The sequence below is a fragment of the Haloplanus ruber genome (genome assembly GCF_024494725.1).
GTDB lineage: Archaea > Halobacteriota > Halobacteria > Halobacteriales > Haloferacaceae > Haloplanus > Haloplanus ruber.
The window spans coordinates 1-17368 of the sequence record NZ_JANHDK010000008.1 but is presented as its reverse complement, the minus strand read 5'-3'; the positions used below and the strand labels follow the sequence as shown (position 1 = coordinate 17368).

At 54.6% G+C, this 17368-nt stretch carries 11 protein-coding genes and 2 pseudogenes; 7 read left to right on the top strand and 6 right to left on the bottom strand.

Annotated elements, in window-relative coordinates:
• Positions 1-4 precede the first annotated feature (4 nt).
• Complete coding sequence (locus NO878_RS16940; RefSeq protein ID WP_092563054.1) at positions 5-688, bottom strand: hypothetical protein; 684 nt, start codon at positions 686-688, stop codon at positions 5-7.
• Positions 689-962: 274 nt separating this feature from the next.
• Between NO878_RS16940 and NO878_RS16935 the strand changes: the two are divergent.
• The 3 genes and pseudogenes from NO878_RS16935 (at position 963) to NO878_RS16925 (ending at position 9376) form a co-directional block, all read left to right on the top strand.
• Positions 963-1792 (top strand): annotated as a pseudogene (locus NO878_RS16935) (IS5 family transposase).
• Between the two features lie 136 nt (positions 1793-1928).
• Positions 1929-6035, top strand: coding sequence for an Eco57I restriction-modification methylase domain-containing protein (locus tag NO878_RS16930; protein ID WP_256407147.1), 4107 nt, complete (start codon positions 1929-1931; stop codon positions 6033-6035).
• A complete protein-coding gene (locus NO878_RS16925; protein WP_256407146.1) occupies positions 6032-9376 on the top strand; it encodes a helicase-related protein in 3345 nt (1114 codons plus the stop codon). The genes NO878_RS16930 and NO878_RS16925 overlap by 4 nt, the downstream gene beginning before the upstream one ends.
• Before the next feature lie 78 nt (positions 9377-9454).
• Here the strand turns inward: NO878_RS16925 and NO878_RS16920 are convergent, their stop codons facing one another.
• Positions 9455-10150, bottom strand: coding sequence for a replication initiation negative regulator SeqA (locus NO878_RS16920; RefSeq protein WP_256407145.1), 696 nt, complete (start codon positions 10148-10150; stop codon positions 9455-9457).
• Between the two features lie 114 nt (positions 10151-10264).
• Here NO878_RS16920 and NO878_RS16915 point away from each other — a divergent pair, with 114 nt between their 5' ends.
• A complete protein-coding gene (locus NO878_RS16915; RefSeq protein WP_256407144.1) occupies positions 10265-11062 on the top strand; it encodes a recombinase family protein in 798 nt (265 codons plus the stop codon).
• A gap of 186 nt (positions 11063-11248) precedes the next feature.
• Positions 11249-11515, top strand: coding sequence for a hypothetical protein (locus NO878_RS16910; protein WP_136516540.1), 267 nt, complete (start codon positions 11249-11251; stop codon positions 11513-11515).
• A 349-nt stretch (positions 11516-11864) separates the two neighbouring features.
• Here the strand turns inward: NO878_RS16910 and NO878_RS16905 are convergent, their stop codons facing one another.
• Positions 11865-12407 (bottom strand): hypothetical protein, encoded by a 543-nt coding sequence (locus tag NO878_RS16905; RefSeq protein ID WP_256407143.1) that lies wholly within the window; start codon positions 12405-12407, stop codon positions 11865-11867.
• A gap of 18 nt (positions 12408-12425) precedes the next feature.
• A complete protein-coding gene (locus tag NO878_RS16900; RefSeq protein ID WP_256407142.1) occupies positions 12426-13130 on the bottom strand; it encodes a hypothetical protein in 705 nt (234 codons plus the stop codon).
• Positions 13131-14439: 1309 nt separating this feature from the next.
• Here NO878_RS16900 and NO878_RS16895 point away from each other — a divergent pair.
• Both NO878_RS16895 and NO878_RS16890 read left to right on the top strand, forming a co-directional pair.
• Complete coding sequence (locus NO878_RS16895; protein ID WP_256407141.1) at positions 14440-15381, top strand: ParA family protein; 942 nt, start codon at positions 14440-14442, stop codon at positions 15379-15381.
• Entirely contained in the window at positions 15378-15980 is a 603-nt protein-coding gene (locus tag NO878_RS16890; RefSeq protein ID WP_256407140.1) for a DUF8160 family protein, read from the top strand. Before NO878_RS16895 ends, NO878_RS16890 begins: the two co-directional genes overlap by 4 nt.
• Positions 15981-16016: 36 nt before the next feature.
• On the opposite strand, the gene NO878_RS16885 is transcribed toward NO878_RS16890, so the two are convergent.
• Both NO878_RS16885 and NO878_RS16880 read right to left on the bottom strand, forming a co-directional pair.
• On the bottom strand, positions 16017-16349 hold the full coding sequence (locus NO878_RS16885; protein ID WP_256407139.1) for a hypothetical protein: 333 nt from the start codon (positions 16347-16349) through the stop codon (positions 16017-16019).
• 323 nt (positions 16350-16672) lie between these two features.
• Positions 16673-17236, bottom strand: a pseudogene (locus tag NO878_RS16880) (IS1595 family transposase); the annotation flags it as partial.
• Positions 17237-17368: the final 132 nt, after the last annotated feature.

The window sequence follows — 17368 nt, the reverse complement described above, 5'->3', positions numbered from 1 at the left end:
GCAGTCAGAACGTACGGCTGGAACGCTCTTTATCGGTGAGAGTCGGATAGAAAGCGTGGAGATCTATATCTTGGTACAGACGCTCATCCATATCATCGACCACCGTAACACATCGATCGGCCATGTTCATCAGATCGTCCCAGTCGGAGATGTACAGGATCTCCAGAGGTGAATGAAGGAAACTATGCCGCTGAGTTTTCACCCTCTTCACCTTATCGTGGCCAAGCAGTCCTGTCTCATCCATCAAATGGGCCTTGTCCGCTAGTGAAGCCCTTCTACCGTCCAGCCACTCCATTATCTGGGTTCCATACGGCACCTCACTATTCTCATCCAAAGCCCGGTCACGATTCTCCAACATCCACTCAACAATCTTAGCGCCCTCCTCCGTTTCATTCTGGAGATGATGGAAGCAGAGAATCGAGACGCCTGCCTCAAAATAGCTGACGGTCAAGCTGTGGATCTCGTAAGTTTTCAATCCGACACCGCCGAAACTGAACTCCATCGGCAGATCATCATCTTCCGCCTCCTCCCTCTGCTCCCGCAGCTCACCGTGTAACCGGTGAATCTCATTATGAAATCCATCGAGAAAAGCCAGTGAAAGCGCGTTCTTCACGTCGTGCGGCATATCACTCGTATGCCAGTCCTCCGAGTAACGGTCGTCATCACCGACAATCTGGGAGAAATCCATACAATCCGAGTCAAAGCCTACCCACAAAAAGGAACCTGCCTCTTCGCCTCTAAGAGTGATACCTGTGAGTCTTTCAGGCCTCCTCCGGATTCACCTCTCTTGATCCGTTAATTCGTAGTAGATCTCGAAGGCTTGACTCGCCAAGTCGTCGTGCGGATTCACCTCCTGTCGATGTCTCTAAATCTGGATGAAGGACTGATCTGCTCTGTTGAATCCGCAGAAGGCGTCGGGATAGCGTCGCTCTGAAGGTGGAAGCGAAGCGGAAGAGCCGAATGTGTCCAAACACCTCTTCCGCTTCGTTAAGCAAGCCGCGTCGCTGGCTCAAAAGCGCTGTGCCGCCACTCCAACGGCGGTGAGTGATCCGACTGGCCACGGATTTCCCGGCTGGAAGCATGTCACGCTCCACTTTTTGCGGGTTCATATGGGAGCGACGTACCGTGAGATTGTTGACTGGGCGAGTGAAATGGATCGGGTTTGTGGACTGTTACAGCTCGCTCGAACGGCATTTCCCGCACCCTCAACGCTGTACCGGTCGTTTGAGAGGGTTCCCATGTCTGTGTGGCGTGGCTTCCTCCGTGAGTCTGCGACCATCTGCGATCCGGGCTCGCACGGAGCCATCGATACAACGTTCTTCGACCGCGAAACGGCATCGAGACACTACCAACACCGCTCGGATCGCCGCATACGGACGCTCAAAACGACGGCGCTCGTCGATACAGATTCGTGTGCCATCCTCGATCTTCACTGCTCGGCACACTGGCCTCACGACACCCAAACTGGCCGTCGAGTTGCCCTTCGTAACACCGACAAATCGAGAGTCTCGCCGGCGACAAAGGCTATGACGACCAATCTCTCCGGGGCGCCCTCCGTCTAGGGGGAGTCCGGCCCTTGCTGCGTCACCGGCTGTTCGCTGCGTACGATCACGCCCACAACGCACGGTTGGACAGCGAGCTATACGGCCAGCGGTGGATGGCCGAGACCGCCTTTTCGGCTATCAAGCGTCGGTTCGGCCCCGCTGTCCCCCCTCGCGCTTGGTACCGCGAGTTCCGTGAACTCGTGTTGACCGCCGCAGTCTACAACCTCGAACAAGCTCTCAAACAGTAATCCCCGCGCCGTCATCGGATTCAACAAAGCAGAAGAGAGAAAAGCTCTAGATTTCGCTTTGGACGTGCGTTTTGTTTCTCAGCACACGCGAGAAAGTACAGAAGAATAATAAATCAACAGAATGTTGCTCTTCTCAATGCCTATCGAGTTCCTTGAGTCGGCAACACCACGCCCATGGAAGTCAGATCGGGTTAGTGCCGACTGCGAACTCTATCTCGGGGAGGGATCCAATGCCCTCGAAGTGGTTGTTACTGAACGTGACGACCGGCCGCAAAAAAACTGGCTACAGCGGCTCTACACAGACCGCCGGAATCAGCGAATCAACCCGATTCTCGTTGTCGTGCTTCGAGATGACGGCCAGACAGTCGACATCATCGGACCCGCCGGGGAGAATCCAGATGTTAAGCGCGATCTCGAAACATCACAGGTAGAGCGAATCTGCGAATCGGCTCTCGATCGACCGGACCATCACGCCGCACAACGCTTCCTTAGCGCCGTCTTAGCCCAAATTGATGAGGAGTTAGTCGGTCTTCGCAACCAGGGCCTTCTTTCGACACACGAACTGAAAACCGGAGTACCCGATCGTGCCGATTGGAACGATGCTGTTAGTCGAGCCGAAGGACTACTTGATGAAAAAGGCCGAGACCTAGTTGAAGGGCTCGGCTACGAGATTGAACGACTTCAGGACCACAGTTACATTCTCAAGGACACGAGTGATGGTCGAGAACAGGCGGTTGCCGTCTTCCTGAACGAGGACGAGTCCTTTGACCACGCACAGGACCGTTTCACCGGTCAAACACCGGTCTCGTACGCGCTCAGCGAAGCAGATAAGAAGAACTTGGACTACGTCATCGCCAGCTCTGAGAGCCGTCTGCGACTATACACTACAAACCCTGATGCTGGGTTTGGTTCTCGTGGTCGAACAGACACCTTCGTCGAGGTCAACACTGACTTACTCACTGACGACAACGCGGGTTACCTATCGCTGCTGTTCTCGTCAGGGGCTCTCCAGAAGGAAGGATCGCTCCACGAGATCATGGCCGACTCGAAGGATTACGCTGCTGAGTTGGGTCGACGTCTTCGTGAGCGAATCTATGATGACGTTATTCCCGACCTTGCTGAGGCTATTGCCGACGCCCGCGATCTCGAGGACCCCACGAAGGACGAGCTGGACGAGACCTACCGGATGGCGCTGATCAAGCTCTACCGGCTTCTGTTCATCGCGTACGCTGAGGACGAAGGGTTCCTCCCGCGGCACAATCCTCGGTACGAGCGTCGTTCACTGAAAGCGAAGGCCCACGAACTTCACGACCTTCGGCAGGAGGGGATTGAGTTCGATGAGCGGTCGACGACACACTGGGACGACGTGATGGAACTCGCCCGAGCGATTCACGACGGCCACTCTGAGTGGAGTCTGCCCGAGTACAACGGGCGACTGCTCTCATCTGACGAGGACATCTCGGAAGCGGGGGCTAAGCTGGCCGAAATTGAACTGACTGACGACCAGTTCGGACCGGTGCTGGCGAACCTGCTCATCGACGAGTCTGAGGCCGACGACATAGAGGGCCCAGTCGACTTCCGCAACATCGGCGTCAGGGAATTTGGTGTCATCTACGAGGGGCTGCTCGAGTCTGAACTCTCGCTAGCTGATCAGGACCTAACCGTTGACGACGAAGGACACTACACGCCGGTCGACCCGACGGGTCAGCAAGAGTTAGGCGAGAACGATTCAGACGTCGTTGTTGAGCAGGGCGAAGTATACCTCCACGGTCAGTCCGGTGAACGAAAAGCCACCGGGACGTACTACACCAAGACCCGGTTCGTCGAGCACCTTCTCGACAACTCACTCGAACCGGCACTAGATGACCACCTCGAACGGCTGGACCGACTGCGCGAGGAGGAGGGTCGAACAGCGGCCGCGAAGGCGTTCTTCGACTTCCGTGTCTCTGACATTGCGATGGGATCGGGGCATTTCCTCGTCGGCGCCGTCGACCGCATCGAGAACCGTCTGATGAAATATCTGACTCGGGACGATGTACACCTTCCGCAGGTCGAGGAGGAGCTCGATCGCCTGCGCGACGCCGCCGAGGACGCCTTCGAGAGCAGTGAGGAAATGCCCGAGGTTGAACGTAGCCAGCTCCTTCGGCGGCAAGTCGCTCGTCGATGTATCTACGGCGTCGACGTGAACGACCTCTCGACAGAGCTGGCGCGACTCTCACTGTGGGTACACACGTTCGTTCCGGGACTTCCGCTGGCGTTCCTCGACTACAACCTCACCACGGGCGACTCACTGGCTGGCATCGGCACGCTGGACGAGGTGAGCGACATCCTCGACGTCGATCAGACGAATCTTGGGATGTTCATGGGCGGATCAAGCGTGATGAAAGAAATTGAAGACGCCATCGACGATTTGGGGAGTTTCGCGGACGCTGACGCTCAACAGGTCGCTAAGGCTCGGGAGACGCGCGAGGAGATCCGGGACCAACTTGAGGAGACCCGTGCGGCGTTCGACATTCTGGCGGCCTCACGAATCGACGACGAAATTGACCCCGAAGTGGTTAACGACGACGACGGGGTGAATCTGCTAGAATCGGACGAGTACGAAACTGCACAGGATGTATTGGCAGCGACCAGCCCGCTACACTTTCCGGCCGCGTTCCCCGAAGTATTTAACGGTAATAACCCCGGATTCGACGTCCTCCTTGGGAATCCACCGTGGGATGAATCCACCTTGGAAGACAAAGAGTTCTGGGCTAGGTACATCCCCGGTTTTCAGGGCAAGTCTGAGCAGAAACAGGAAGAGGCAAGACAGAGACTGCTGGAGCGACGGCCAGGACTGGAAGCAGAGCTCAAACGCGAGAAGAATGAGAAAAGACAGAGAAGTACTATCCTGAAGAACGGCCCGTATGGCGGTAATAGTTCGGGAGGTTCTGCTCCGGAGATGTACATCGCTTTCTCGTGGAGATTCAAGCATCTTGTTGGCGACCGAGGGCACGTAGGTATTATTGTTCCCCGAGGAGCGTTCTCTGGGGACAACACTTCAGACTTCAGAGAGAAACTTTTCGACACCACCACGGTAGACGACCTGACTTTCCTAGTCAACACAAACGAGTGGGTTTTTGAAGGGATTCATGGCCAGATGACAATTACGCTGGCATCTTATCACAACTCTGGGGATCCGGGTGAGAAACTGCCCCTTCGAGGACCGTATTACGACGAAGAAGAGTACGAGGAGGGAATACAGAGAGATCCCCATTACTTCAGTATAGAGGACATTCGAAGTTGGACTACATCTTCGGTTGTCCCACTTCCGCCAAGCGACGAGGCAAGTGAAGCGTTTGAACAACTCGTTTCACACCCCAAGTTTAGCTACGGCGGTGGTGACTGGAAACCAGTGCCTGTTACCCCGCTTAAGCTCGCTCCGTACGAAGACGAAGAATTGGACGACGGAACTACGCTTCTTCACCGTTCGGACCAACCGCCGGAAGAGGATTTCCTACCCGTGTTGGGTGGAAAGGCGTTTGATTTCTGGTCAGTTGATGTGTCTAAGGCAACTGTCTGGACTGATCCTGATCTGATATTTGATTATCTTCAGGAAAAAAGAGAAAACTCGTACCGCATTGGCAGTCGCTCTCCCTTCTCAGAGATGCCCGAGGAATGGATTCACGATAAATCGACACTCCCATGCTATAGTGCTCGTGTCGTATTCCGCGATTCTACGAACAAAACTAATACGAGAACTGTGTTGCCGGCGCTTGCCCCACCAAATATAATTTTACTTGACACTTCCCCATATCTGGTTTGGCCACGGGGTGATGAGAAAGATCAAGCGTACCTGATGGGGATTATGGGATCTATCCCCTTCGATTGGTGCGCAAGACGGTTCGTTGAAAACCATGTGAGCTTCTACCTTCTCAACGGATTACCGGTCCCGCGCCCAGGACGTGAAAGCCGTTTGTGGTCTCGGATGGTGGAACTGTCCGGAGCCCTTGCGGCAACTGATGAGCGGTTTCGGGAGTGGGCTGACGCGGTCGGGGTCTCCTGTACTGCTCACAGCAAAGATGAGCGCGAGGAGATGATGCAAGAGATCGACGCCCTCTCAGCGCATCTCTACGGCCTGAGCCGTGAGAATCTTCAGGTCGTCTTCGAGACATTCCACGAGAACTGGGACCACGAGTCCCGTATGAATGCGGTGCTCGAACACTATGATGAGTGGGCCGAGCGACTGGAGAGTGAAGAATGACCAGGCCAGAGTTCATCGACAATCGTGAGGGAAACACCCTCGCCGTGGCCATCAATGAATACATCGACGACCTGCGGGAGAAGATGGGTCCAGAGCCCAACCTGGACATCGCGACGGGCTATTTCAACCCCCGCGGCTACTTCGAAGTAGCCGACGCCCTCGACCAAGTCGGTGAGGTTCGTCTCCTGTTGGGCGCACAACCAGACCAGAAGGACACCGAGCGCTGGCGCCAGCCGGGCGAGCCACGTGGCGAGGACTACAACCAGAAACGCCTCGAGGAATCGCTCAAGACTCTCGATCGGAACCTCGACCAGGACCGGGACCTGTTGGGGTTCTCTCGACGGATCGACAGCCGGCTCCAGCAACTCGTCGACTTCCTGCGGAGTGATGATGTCAAAGTCAGGCGCTACGAGGAGCGATTCCTTCATGGGAAAGCGTATCTCTTCTCCCACGATCAGGGCACTCTGGTCGGTTCCTCCAACTTCACGGGTGCAGGTCTGACCTCGAACATGGAGTTGAACGTCGGCCAGTACAGCCCCTCTGTGACGGGGCAGGTCAACGAGTGGTTCGAGGACATCTGGGCCGACGCCGAGCCCTACGACCTAGCGTCGATCTACGAAGAACGGTTCGAACCCTACGACCCGTACCTCATCTACCTGCGCGTCCTCTATGAACGCTACGGCGACGAACTCGAGGAGGAAGCCGAGGACGACGGCGCGATCAACCTAACCAACTTCCAGCAGGACGGGGTTCGCCGCGCTGAACGATTCCTCGACGAACACAACGGTGTGGTCGTTGCCGACGAGGTCGGCCTCGGGAAGACCTACATCGCCGGGAAGCTCCTCGAGAAGACGGTCAACGAGAACCGCCAACGCGCGCTGGTGGTGGCGCCAGCCTACCTCCGTGACGGGATGTGGGAGTCGAAGGCCCCAGAGTGGGGCGTCCAGTTCGAGACACTCTCGTACTCTGAGCTGCGGAACGAGCGCCAGCTTGGTGGTGACCGATCGTACTTGGACCTGGACAAAGAGGAGTACCAACTCGTCATCATCGACGAGGCACACGCGTTCCGCAACCCCGGTACACAGCAGGCCGACGCGCTTAGACAGCTCTTGCGTGACGACCCGCCCAAGGATGTCGTGATGCTCACGGCGACGCCGGTGAACAACTCGCTGTGGGACCTCTACTACCTCTTGTACTATTTCATCAAGAACGACGCAGCGTTTGCCTCCGAGGGAATTCGATCGCTGCGTGACCGGTTCAAACACGCACAGTCGGAGGACCCCTCAGACCTGAGCCCTGATCTCTTATTCGATGTTCTCGACGAGACGACCGTTCGTCGGACCCGTCGATTTATTCGGGAACACTACGAGAACGCCACTCTCCCCAATGGCGAGGGCGGTGAAGTTAGGATCACCTTCCCTGAATCACAACCCCGGCGTATCGACTACGACTTCAGCGACACATTCGGGGACGCGTTCTTCGAAGATGTCGCAGAGGGGTTGGCGGCCGGGGATCGTGACGAGTCAGAGCTCTCGCTAGCACGATACCGCCCCTCGTACTATCTTGAGGGCGAGGAAGACGCTTCAGAGCTGTCGCTGGTCGGGTTACTCAGAACGGGCTTGTTGAAGCGCTTCGAATCTTCGAGCAAAGCGTTCGCTAACACGCTAGAGCGGATGATCAATCAGAATCGGGCTGCGCTGAATCTTCTCAATAATGGGATGTTCCCAAAGCCCGATGCGATCGAAGAGTGGGTCGAGGCCGACAGCGATGAGGCACTCGATGAGGCTTTTGACCAAGCAGACAACCAAACAGCATACAACCTCGGTGCGACAGAAACGGAAGTTGAGGAGTTCCGTCAGGACCTCAAAGCCGACTTGGAAATCCTACAAGGGTGGTACGAGCGCGTGAGTGTTGTCACGCAAGAGCAAGACGAAAAGCTCGATACCCTCGGCGAGACGCTCGTCGATATCGTTGAGGACGCCGAAGAAGATGCGGGGACAGATCCCGAACTCGAGGTAGAGGAGGCGTTCCAGCAGAATCGGAAGGTCATCATCTTCTCGTACTACGCCGACACCGTCGAGTGGATTCTGGACTACTTAGAAGAGCGCGTCCAGAACGACGATACCCTATCTTGCTACGAGGGACGGATCGCTGGCGTTACTGGGGACGGATCAGTTCGAGGCATCACGAGAGAAGACGCAGTTCACGGCTTTGCCCCCGACTCCGCAGATGCGCCAGCGGGCGTCGGAGACCAGTACGATATACTCGTTACAACTGACGTGCTCGCCCAGGGGGTCAACCTCCAACAGGCCCGCAACGTAATCAACTACGACCTGCCGTGGAATCCGATGCGTGTCGTCCAGCGGAATGGCCGGATTGACCGCATCAATTCGCCACACCCCGAGATATTCCCGATGACGTTCTTCCCAGAAGACCGCCTCGACGATCTATTAGAACTTGAGCTCCGCGTTCGACGCAAAGTGACACAAGCCGCTCGATCCATTGGCCTTGACAGCCAGGTAATTCCGGATATGGATACGATGCAGCAGAATTTCTCTGACCGAGTCGATGATATCGAATCGATTCGTGAAGAAGACGAAGAAGTCTACGAGAAAGGCGGTGGCAAAGCAGCTGCGTACTCCGGCGAAGAGTATCGTCAGGAGCTTCGCGAAGGTCTGGAAGACCGGGGAGACCAGATCACGTCGCTCCCGTGGGCAGCAGGATCCGGATTCCGTGGTGAGAATCCCGGCTACTTCTTCTGTGCTCGGGTAGGGGATGAAATGTTCATGCGATTCGTTCCGGACAACGATGAAACAGAAATAATCGATGACACGCTCACCTGTCTCCAGCGGATCGACTGCGACCGCGATACCCCGCGTGAACTTCCAAACAAATTCAAAGAAGGCGTCTACGGCGCGTGGGAGGTTGCGAAGGTGGACATCTGGCAGCAGTGGCAAGAACAGACTGATCCGCGTAGTGTTCAGCCAGATGTTCCGAAGGCATTCCGAGAGGCAATTGAGCAAGTTCGGGACCATTGGCCCTCAGAACTAACCCAGAACCGTCAAGAAGAGCTTATCGATTCACTGGGAGCTCCATGGCCCCAGCAGTACGAGCGCGAGATGAGAGAGCTAGTTCGCGATGAAGGATTAGAGGGTGAAGAGAAAACGCGTGAAATTGTCGACAAGGCTGATGACCTCGGCCTCCAACCCTATGACGCCCCTGAGCCATTGCCACCAATCCGGGAGGAAGAGGTCAAGCTGATCTGCTGGATGGCCGTTGCTCCAGAACAGACCGATGAAGATGAGAGTGGACCAACGCTAGTCTCGCAGTCGACGCTATAGCATCTTGACGTGGATAGAAAGACCCCGGCCTAGGCAGCTGGCAACCTGAGCGAGTCCACTGCCCTAATATGAAATTAGTTAGACTTCCTCAGTGAAAATCTCCAGTTCAGCCCTATCATACCCGTACTTCGCCATCGCCTGCTCGATCTTCCGAACGCAGTCGTTCGCAGAGAAGTTGGTCTCCACGTAGAGATTGGTGTCCGGAATCTGCCGGGGCTTGAACAGGTCCGACTGCCGACCCTCCTCCACGAAGTAGCTCCGCGTCCGGCCGTCGACCTCGGTGATGCGCTCATGATCATCAACGTCGCGAAGGATCGTCGCGACCCCCACCGTCAGCGCGTCCGCCCAACTGTCGACGTCGTGCATCTCACCGAGGATTTTGATCACCGAGGGCGTTGTGCCGGTATAGTCGTCGACATCGGTGAACTCGCTTGACGTTGACTCCGCGGCGAGGTCCTCGCGACTGACGTTCCGGAGGAGCATGTTGACCGTCTCAGCGAACTCCTGATACGCGCCCTGGAGGAAGACGAACTTCTCGCTCTGTTTGTCGTAGGCGTATCGCTCGGCGACCGCGTGGACGCCGCGCTCGGCGGTGGAGAGGGTCTTGTCGGGGTTCGGCGTCCACATGTCGAGCAGTTCGATGTCGCGGTTGCCCCGGCTGTACTGGCGGAGGGTGTTCTCGATGTCGGTGGACTTGCCGATCTTGATGTCCATGATTTTGAGCCCGGAGTATTCGAGGTGAGAAATCCGAATCGCATAGACCACTTCTCTCATGGACAGGTTTTGAGGGAGTGATCTCTTGAGATTAAGCATTGCGAGAAGGAAGTGCTAATAGACAACCACGAAAAGGGGTAATATTTTAAATCAAATCTGGCCAAAACGAGAAGTATGACTCACGTCGCGCTATATGCCCGCGTCTCAACTGACCGCCAAGACCACGAGCGACAGATCCATGAGCTCGAGGACTTCGTCGCGGACGAATATCCTGACGCCACCATCGACCGGTTCGCTGATATTATCTCAGGGTCTGACAGCGAGGGGGGTACAGAGTACCGTCGGCTCCGCGAGGCGATCGCTAACGGCGAGGTTGATGTCGTCATCGTACACGAGTTGTCTCGACTCTCTCGGCTCGGTGGTGGCGAGATCCACAACTTTCTGCAGTATGCTCTTGAACACGAGACGAGCGTCCGGGACCTCGAAGTTGGCCTCGAGCTTGATGTCGACGACAGTATGGTCGATCAAGCGGTCACCCAAATGATCGCCGGGCTCATGGGTGACCTCGCTCGGATTGAACAAACACAGAAGGTTCGCCGAATCCAGTCGGGGATCGACGCTGCCCGAGAGGCCGGTAAGTGGACCGGCCGGCCGCCGACAGGGTTTGAGGTTGTCAACGGACATCTCCGGGTCGACCCGGAAGAGTACCTCCGGGTACGCGCCGGCATGGAGCGAGTCGCCAGTGGTGAATCACTTGCCGACGTCGCCGATGACGTTGGCGTCGCTGCGAGCACGCTCCGAGAGTTGTATAACGACCGCGCGGAGCTATATCTCCACGGCGAGGCTGACGACGATCGCGTTGACACCGCCCTTGAGGATGTTCGCCCACTGAACGAGCCCGCTGCTGAGCCTGACGATGATCTCAACGAGCGACTTGAGCGGCTCGAACAGAAGGTTGAGAATCTTGACTGAACACAATCCACAGTAGTGATCCATCTGGAGAGGCTCTGTTGAAATCCTCAATAGTTGATACATTCTAACCCGGTTGCGGTCAATACAGGTGACACACAGATCGCTCAGTACAGATGAACTACTCACTGGCCGTTGAAAGTCATACAGAGCGGACAATTTTTCACGCTCCTTCTATTTTAATCCGTTATGAACCGACCATCTGTCTTTTATGGGTTTTCAGCAATTCTGGGAATAGCAATTGGCGTGGACGGCTTTATTTCGGGAACAACGGATGGTTTTGGTATTTTTGTCATGTTGGTGTGTGGTGGTGGAGCCCTGCTTGTCACTACATCACTGTACAAGATATTCTCGACTGACCCATCAGAGTTCCAAGTGCCGTTTTACGCTATTCTTGTAATGGGTCTTTGTGCCCTCATAGCTCTTCTCAGCGTCGTTCTACAGGTCGCCAGTTGAATACTCGGAGTACTCCCGCCCATATTGATTTAAACATAAAATTGTTTTCACTTCACGATTGCGAGTGAAGAATTCGCAGCTCTCATCGACCGGCTGTTTCAGGCAAGAATATGTCTGAAGAATAGGATTTCAACAAAGCCGAGTTTCCGAATTTGTTGACTCGCTCATCTCTTTAAATAATTCGTACCGTTGTTTGGACGGCTTAGTCCTTTGAGTTTCCGACTTTCTTAACAAAATCGGAAACTCAAAACACAGACCGATTGACTCCCACCGCCTTCGAAATGAAGACCCCGTTATCGAAATGAAATCAGACCCTGAAACTACTGGACCTTTGTCGGAAAACGATTATCTACTGACTAGCCTGTTCCGTGATTGATACAGATTCAGAGACAGGTTCACTCTGATCACCATTCGGAGCTTCAAGCACGAGTGTCACATCGTACTCTCCCGTCTGTATATTGTTATCCCACCGATCCAAAAATAAGATACTCTGACCAATCAAAACCACATCACTCTCTGTTTCTGGTTCAATATTCTTCTCTCGTTCTTCTTCCAAAGTGATGTCATCACTCTCGATAGTCCATCGCTCAGTTATTCTAAATTCATCACCGTAGTTTGGTGTTTTGTATGTCCGTGAAAGGTGTAACCACGCTTCATCGTATCGGACAGACATACTCTCAACCGCAGGACGGTCGAGATCTTCTGGTTCTTGAGTGTCTTCAGTTGACTCTACTTCTACTTCCTGCTGTTCTTGATCATTAGATTCGTCGCTTTCTGCACCACTCTCTGCCGACTCACCATCTTCAACTGAATCATCAGAACTGTCGCCAATAGTTACTGTACACCCAGCAAGACTGACCAGTGAAACAGATAGTATCGCTCTACGATTCATATTATAAACAACTCTCAATCAGCTTGGTGCTTCTAATGTCACTTCAAACTCTACTGGATCATCATCTCCAGTCAAGGCCAAATTCATCGTAACTACTAGCCAATGTGGTCCTTCAACATTTATTGTTCCTTGGTCACGGGTTTCTCCAAGGTGAGTCTGACCGTGCCCCACCGACTCTACCCATTCTCCTGACTCGTCAATGAAATTCAAACCGGAGACAGCCGTTGAATATGTACTGGCACTCATGAACCCATCAAAGTTGTATGGTCCAAATACATCCGGGGTTTCCGAGCTAATTGTTAGTGGGAATTCGGGCGTTTCGACGGATTTCAGACCAAGTGGAGGGTGCTGTTCAATGATGATCTTCCACTCTCCGTTGGTAGTAACATCTAACGCGTATTCCCCGGTTTCAATATCACTGTATTTTCTGATACGGGATAACCGGGATTCTATTGTGAAAGCCGTACCACTGCCATCTTCATCGGCGGGGATAACATCAGCAGAGAGACGATCATCGCTTTCAACTTCAAATAATATTGCTCCCTCATTTTCTACGGAGAACTCATTTAATGCCGATCCGTCTCCTTCGTAGGTTTCTCGAATCAATTCATTGCTCTCTGTCGGCTCGCTTTCTGTGGGGTCGAACCCAGTTGGAATACTAGTGCATCCTGCAGTACCGGCTATCCCGATCCCGAGAACAGCAAAATAATCGCGGCGGTTCATGCCAATTAGACTGTCAGTCATTCATAAAAACATACGCCTCCGTTGAAATCCTATTCTTCAGATACATCATCGACTGAAACAGCCGGTGGATGAGAGCTGCGTATCCATCAAGAACCACGCTGACGGAGGTACACTCCTCCGGCGAGGCAAACCACTGCCACAAGCAACAATCCGCCACTCACAATGTCTCCAAGCGTTCCAGAAACTCCCGAATTATTCACTATTCCGAGACTGTTCTGAAACACGATTAATTGGATTACTAAGGCCAGCCCTCCGACCCCTATCAATAACTGTTCTCCACTACGGTTTTGAGTATCGTTCATAGTGTACCTATCCAGAGAGAATATAGATACTTTGGGGACACAGGATATTCTCGAAGGTTCCTGAATGGGAGATTAGAACCCTGTACTGACCGCGACTAGTTAGAATATATAATTTTTCAAGTATTTCAACAGAGCCACCAAGATCGGTATAAGCGTTTGGGAACGATCCAGAGGTTGTTATTGAATCTTGTTAGGATACCCGTCGCCGTGATGTTGGCACTCGGGAAAACAGACGGGAATATCGGAATAATTTTAGCTGACTTGTATATTATCCGACGGCCACACTCCCCCTTCTGTTCCGGTGGGAAAGTATTGCTTTCATGCGTTTTAGGGTGTGTAACTTCACTTTGACTCTGGTCTTGCCAAGCTTATGTGTCAAGGGGTCTTCTAGTTGAGTACGGCCGAGGGAGACAGCAGGCACCGTCCCCCAGAAAATGTGTAGCGATTCAAACAGGTGGTCACCCATCGGGGCCGGGAGCGGAACACAAAAGGCCCTGCTACCCCCGGTAGGCCGTGTGGTCGTTCACTGCGACCACGACCGCCTGAAGCGGCGGTGAGGACGCACATGGTAGGACCGATACTAGAATCGCCGACGGCTTCAAGCGTCGGTGTGACATGCGGTGCCGTGCTGGTACTGTCGGGGCACGCCTACGGGTACGCTGTTATCGCAGCTGCCTATGGCCTCTGTCACGCCAACACCAGAGTTACTGCCGAGTAACATCGGCAGCCCCGCTACTGGCGGGGTACTCATATACTCATCAAAAACGCACGATGGTAGGGCCGTGCGGTGCCTTCACCTTCTGGGTTTCCCCAGCTTCAAGCGGTGGATCGTATTGGCACACTTCACCGAGGAGCTTTGCACCGATCTCTCGATTGTATTCTTCCCTCGGCACCCGACTGTTTGTTGCCTACAATAATAAGATACCGTGGTCGGCGGAAGTGATGTCTGACGTAGAGTTAAGACGTTCTAGACACCTGTTCCGCCCATGCCACCACAGCCGCCACAGGCGGGACAGGCGACACACCCGCCACGGTTGGTCGTCGCGAATGCAAAAGGAGGTGTCGGGAAGACAACCGTCTCTGCGAATCTCGTCGGCGCACTCGCCGATCATGGACTCGACGTCCTCGCCGTCGACGCCGACCCGCAGGGCAACCTGACCGAGGCGCTTGGCCACTTGGACGCCTATGAGGCTGAACCGCCCACGCTATTCGATGTCCTCCTCGATATCGAGGCTCGCGACGAGGTCGCGACGATCCTCTGTGAGGGTGCCGAAGCCGATCTCCTCCCGAGTAGCATCGACATGCTCGGCTCGACGCTCGAACTATCGGCGGCACACTTCCTCGGTCAACTGCACAACGGTGACGTCGTTGATGATCCGGACGCAGTTGAGGCTGCGACGTGGGCGCTTGAATCGATGACGCAGTTGGTGACGCCGGCGACGATCGGGAGCGACGACCACGGGTACGGCTTGCTCGATGACGCTATCGCTCGCATCGACACGAACTACGATGTCGTGATCGTCGACGCACCACCGGGGCACAACCCGATGTTCAAAAACGCGCTGTACGCCGCGCCGAACCTGATCGTGCCGGCGACAGCGGAGGCATCCTCGAAGGGGGCGGTCGACCGCCTGTTCGACGAGATCGCGGCGTTCGAGACAGAGACTGGCCGCGGTATCGATGAGGTCGCTGCAGTTACGAACCGGATCCGCATGTCGACGAACGCTGCTGATGAAATGACGTCGTTCCTTGCGGAGGTATTCGATGATGTCCCCGTGTACGAAATACCCGAACGTGTTGCGCTCTCATACGCCTACGACGCCGGAGAGTCCATTTTCGAGTACCAACCGGGCGCTGACGTTACCGAGACGTTCGGTCAGCTGGGTGACCACATCATCGAGGCTTTCGGCCTTGAGGTGACAGCATGACCGACGATAGCGGTGAGGACAGCGAGGACCTCGACGAGGAGACACAAGAGCGCGTCGACCGTGTTCGAGGGAAGCGGGACTCCCGACCGAGTCGGCGTCGAGGTCGGTCGGGACAGACGCCAGAGTCGGAGCAGCCGCCACAGGCGGCACAGGAAGAACAGGAGCAACAGACAAAAAATGCGGAACAGGGAACGAGCAAAATGGACGCAAACTCACAGACAGAGGCAGCACAGGCGACACAGGAGAATAAGTCACCACAACCGCCACAGGCGGAACAGGAAACACACGCCACACAGACGGATCAGGTGACTATGTCGGAACTGGAGCCAGTGACGCAACGAGAGCACGATACGTACTACCTCGACGCCGAGGTCCGCGAGGAGTTGGAGCGTGTGTACCGACGGATGTCGTTGGATATCCTCGAGGAGACAGGTGTCGACCTTGACGAGCAGCGCGTTGGGGGACGAAACCGCTACTACCGGCCACTTGCCCTCCTGCTGGGAGCTCGCCAAATCGCCGAGATGTCTCCGAGCGAGGTCCGCAGCACGATCGAGGAGGAAGACCTCATCGATGACCTCCCTGATAGAGATGATGAATAGCCCCGTCGGAACCTAAGGAGCAGAAGTCAGATACGGCTAATCCGGTGAAAATCCGAGCTGCTTTGCAGCCCACTCCGTAGCTGCTTCGCCTGTCATTTCGTCTGTATCGTCAAATGTCGTGTGTTCGTTCACGTACTCGTCCATCTCTTCTTGTGGTATCGCGTCTATATCATCGTCAGATTCCACTACCCACGGGCTCTCTTCAAAGAATTCTTCTAGAGAAGCGAACTCCGTATATCTCTGTAGGAAGTCATCGGTGAACAGTTCATTCAACGGGACCTCGTTGTCACCATCGATCTCCTCTGCCTTCTCTTCCATATCCTCAAGCGTGTCTATTGTTTCGTCAATACCGTCAATTTCAATTCCCATACAGGCTGCCACGGGTCTGAGACTGTTAAATGTAATTGAAAATGAATTATTCCGCCATCCGTCGGTAGCTCAGTTTGGATTCTGTATTGCGATATGTGATATATATACTGCCGAAGAGGTGGTGTGATCGAGGAACATCCCGTTTCGATGTGTACTCTGAGCGCGCTCACCCTTGCTTTGAGACGACAGGATTGGTGTCCTCGCACCTGTGAGCGGGATACACACTGCGTTTCAGGTGTTGTGTGTCTAGATTTTGGGATTACAAGAACTATCTAGAACACTGACCCCACCATCCTCACCGTCCTGCGGTTTCAGGCTCGCTCTTATGTAGAACTACGGAAAGCCCCCATAACAAGGCAGTCAATGGTGATATCGACGGATGCGCCTGTGAGATTCAGCGATCTAATGATCCCGAATGTATGAGCGGCCTGCTCCAAGCCTTGCTTGGACAGGCCGCGGAACTTCCGCAGCCACGGTTGAACAAGCGAAAACAGACATTCTGCCTGATTAATGTGGACTCCGTCAGGCGATACGTACCTCTCTTTGTGGACGACCGTTCGGTGATCCCGATCCATCTCGCGGTACGCTTGGAGTCCATCTGTCCAGACCTCTCCCAGCCGCTGGGAGAGGTCTTCAGCTTCCTGAATCACTGGCTCAAGATCGCCTTCGTAGTCGATCCCACGCTGTCCGCGAATCACACGAAGCGAGTCGCGGCACGCCGCGACGAGCGTCAGCTGGTCACCATGACGCCCTCGCCAGCGTGATCGGCCAGTGCGCGACGAGCCGCCGCGAGAACGACTGTTTCGCGGCGGCTCTTGACCTTTGTAACCAGAACAGACTTTGCCAGATCCGTCGACCTGTGTCGGTCCATCGATGGTCTGGTTAAACAGTTGAGCGTGTCATAGAACTCTTCACATACTATAGTCAGTTTGAGTACTATTATAGCAGGTTATTTGCTTAGATATGCGTGCACCAGGTGCACAGCGTTTAAAACTAGTTATAGAGTGCCCTTTCGTTTC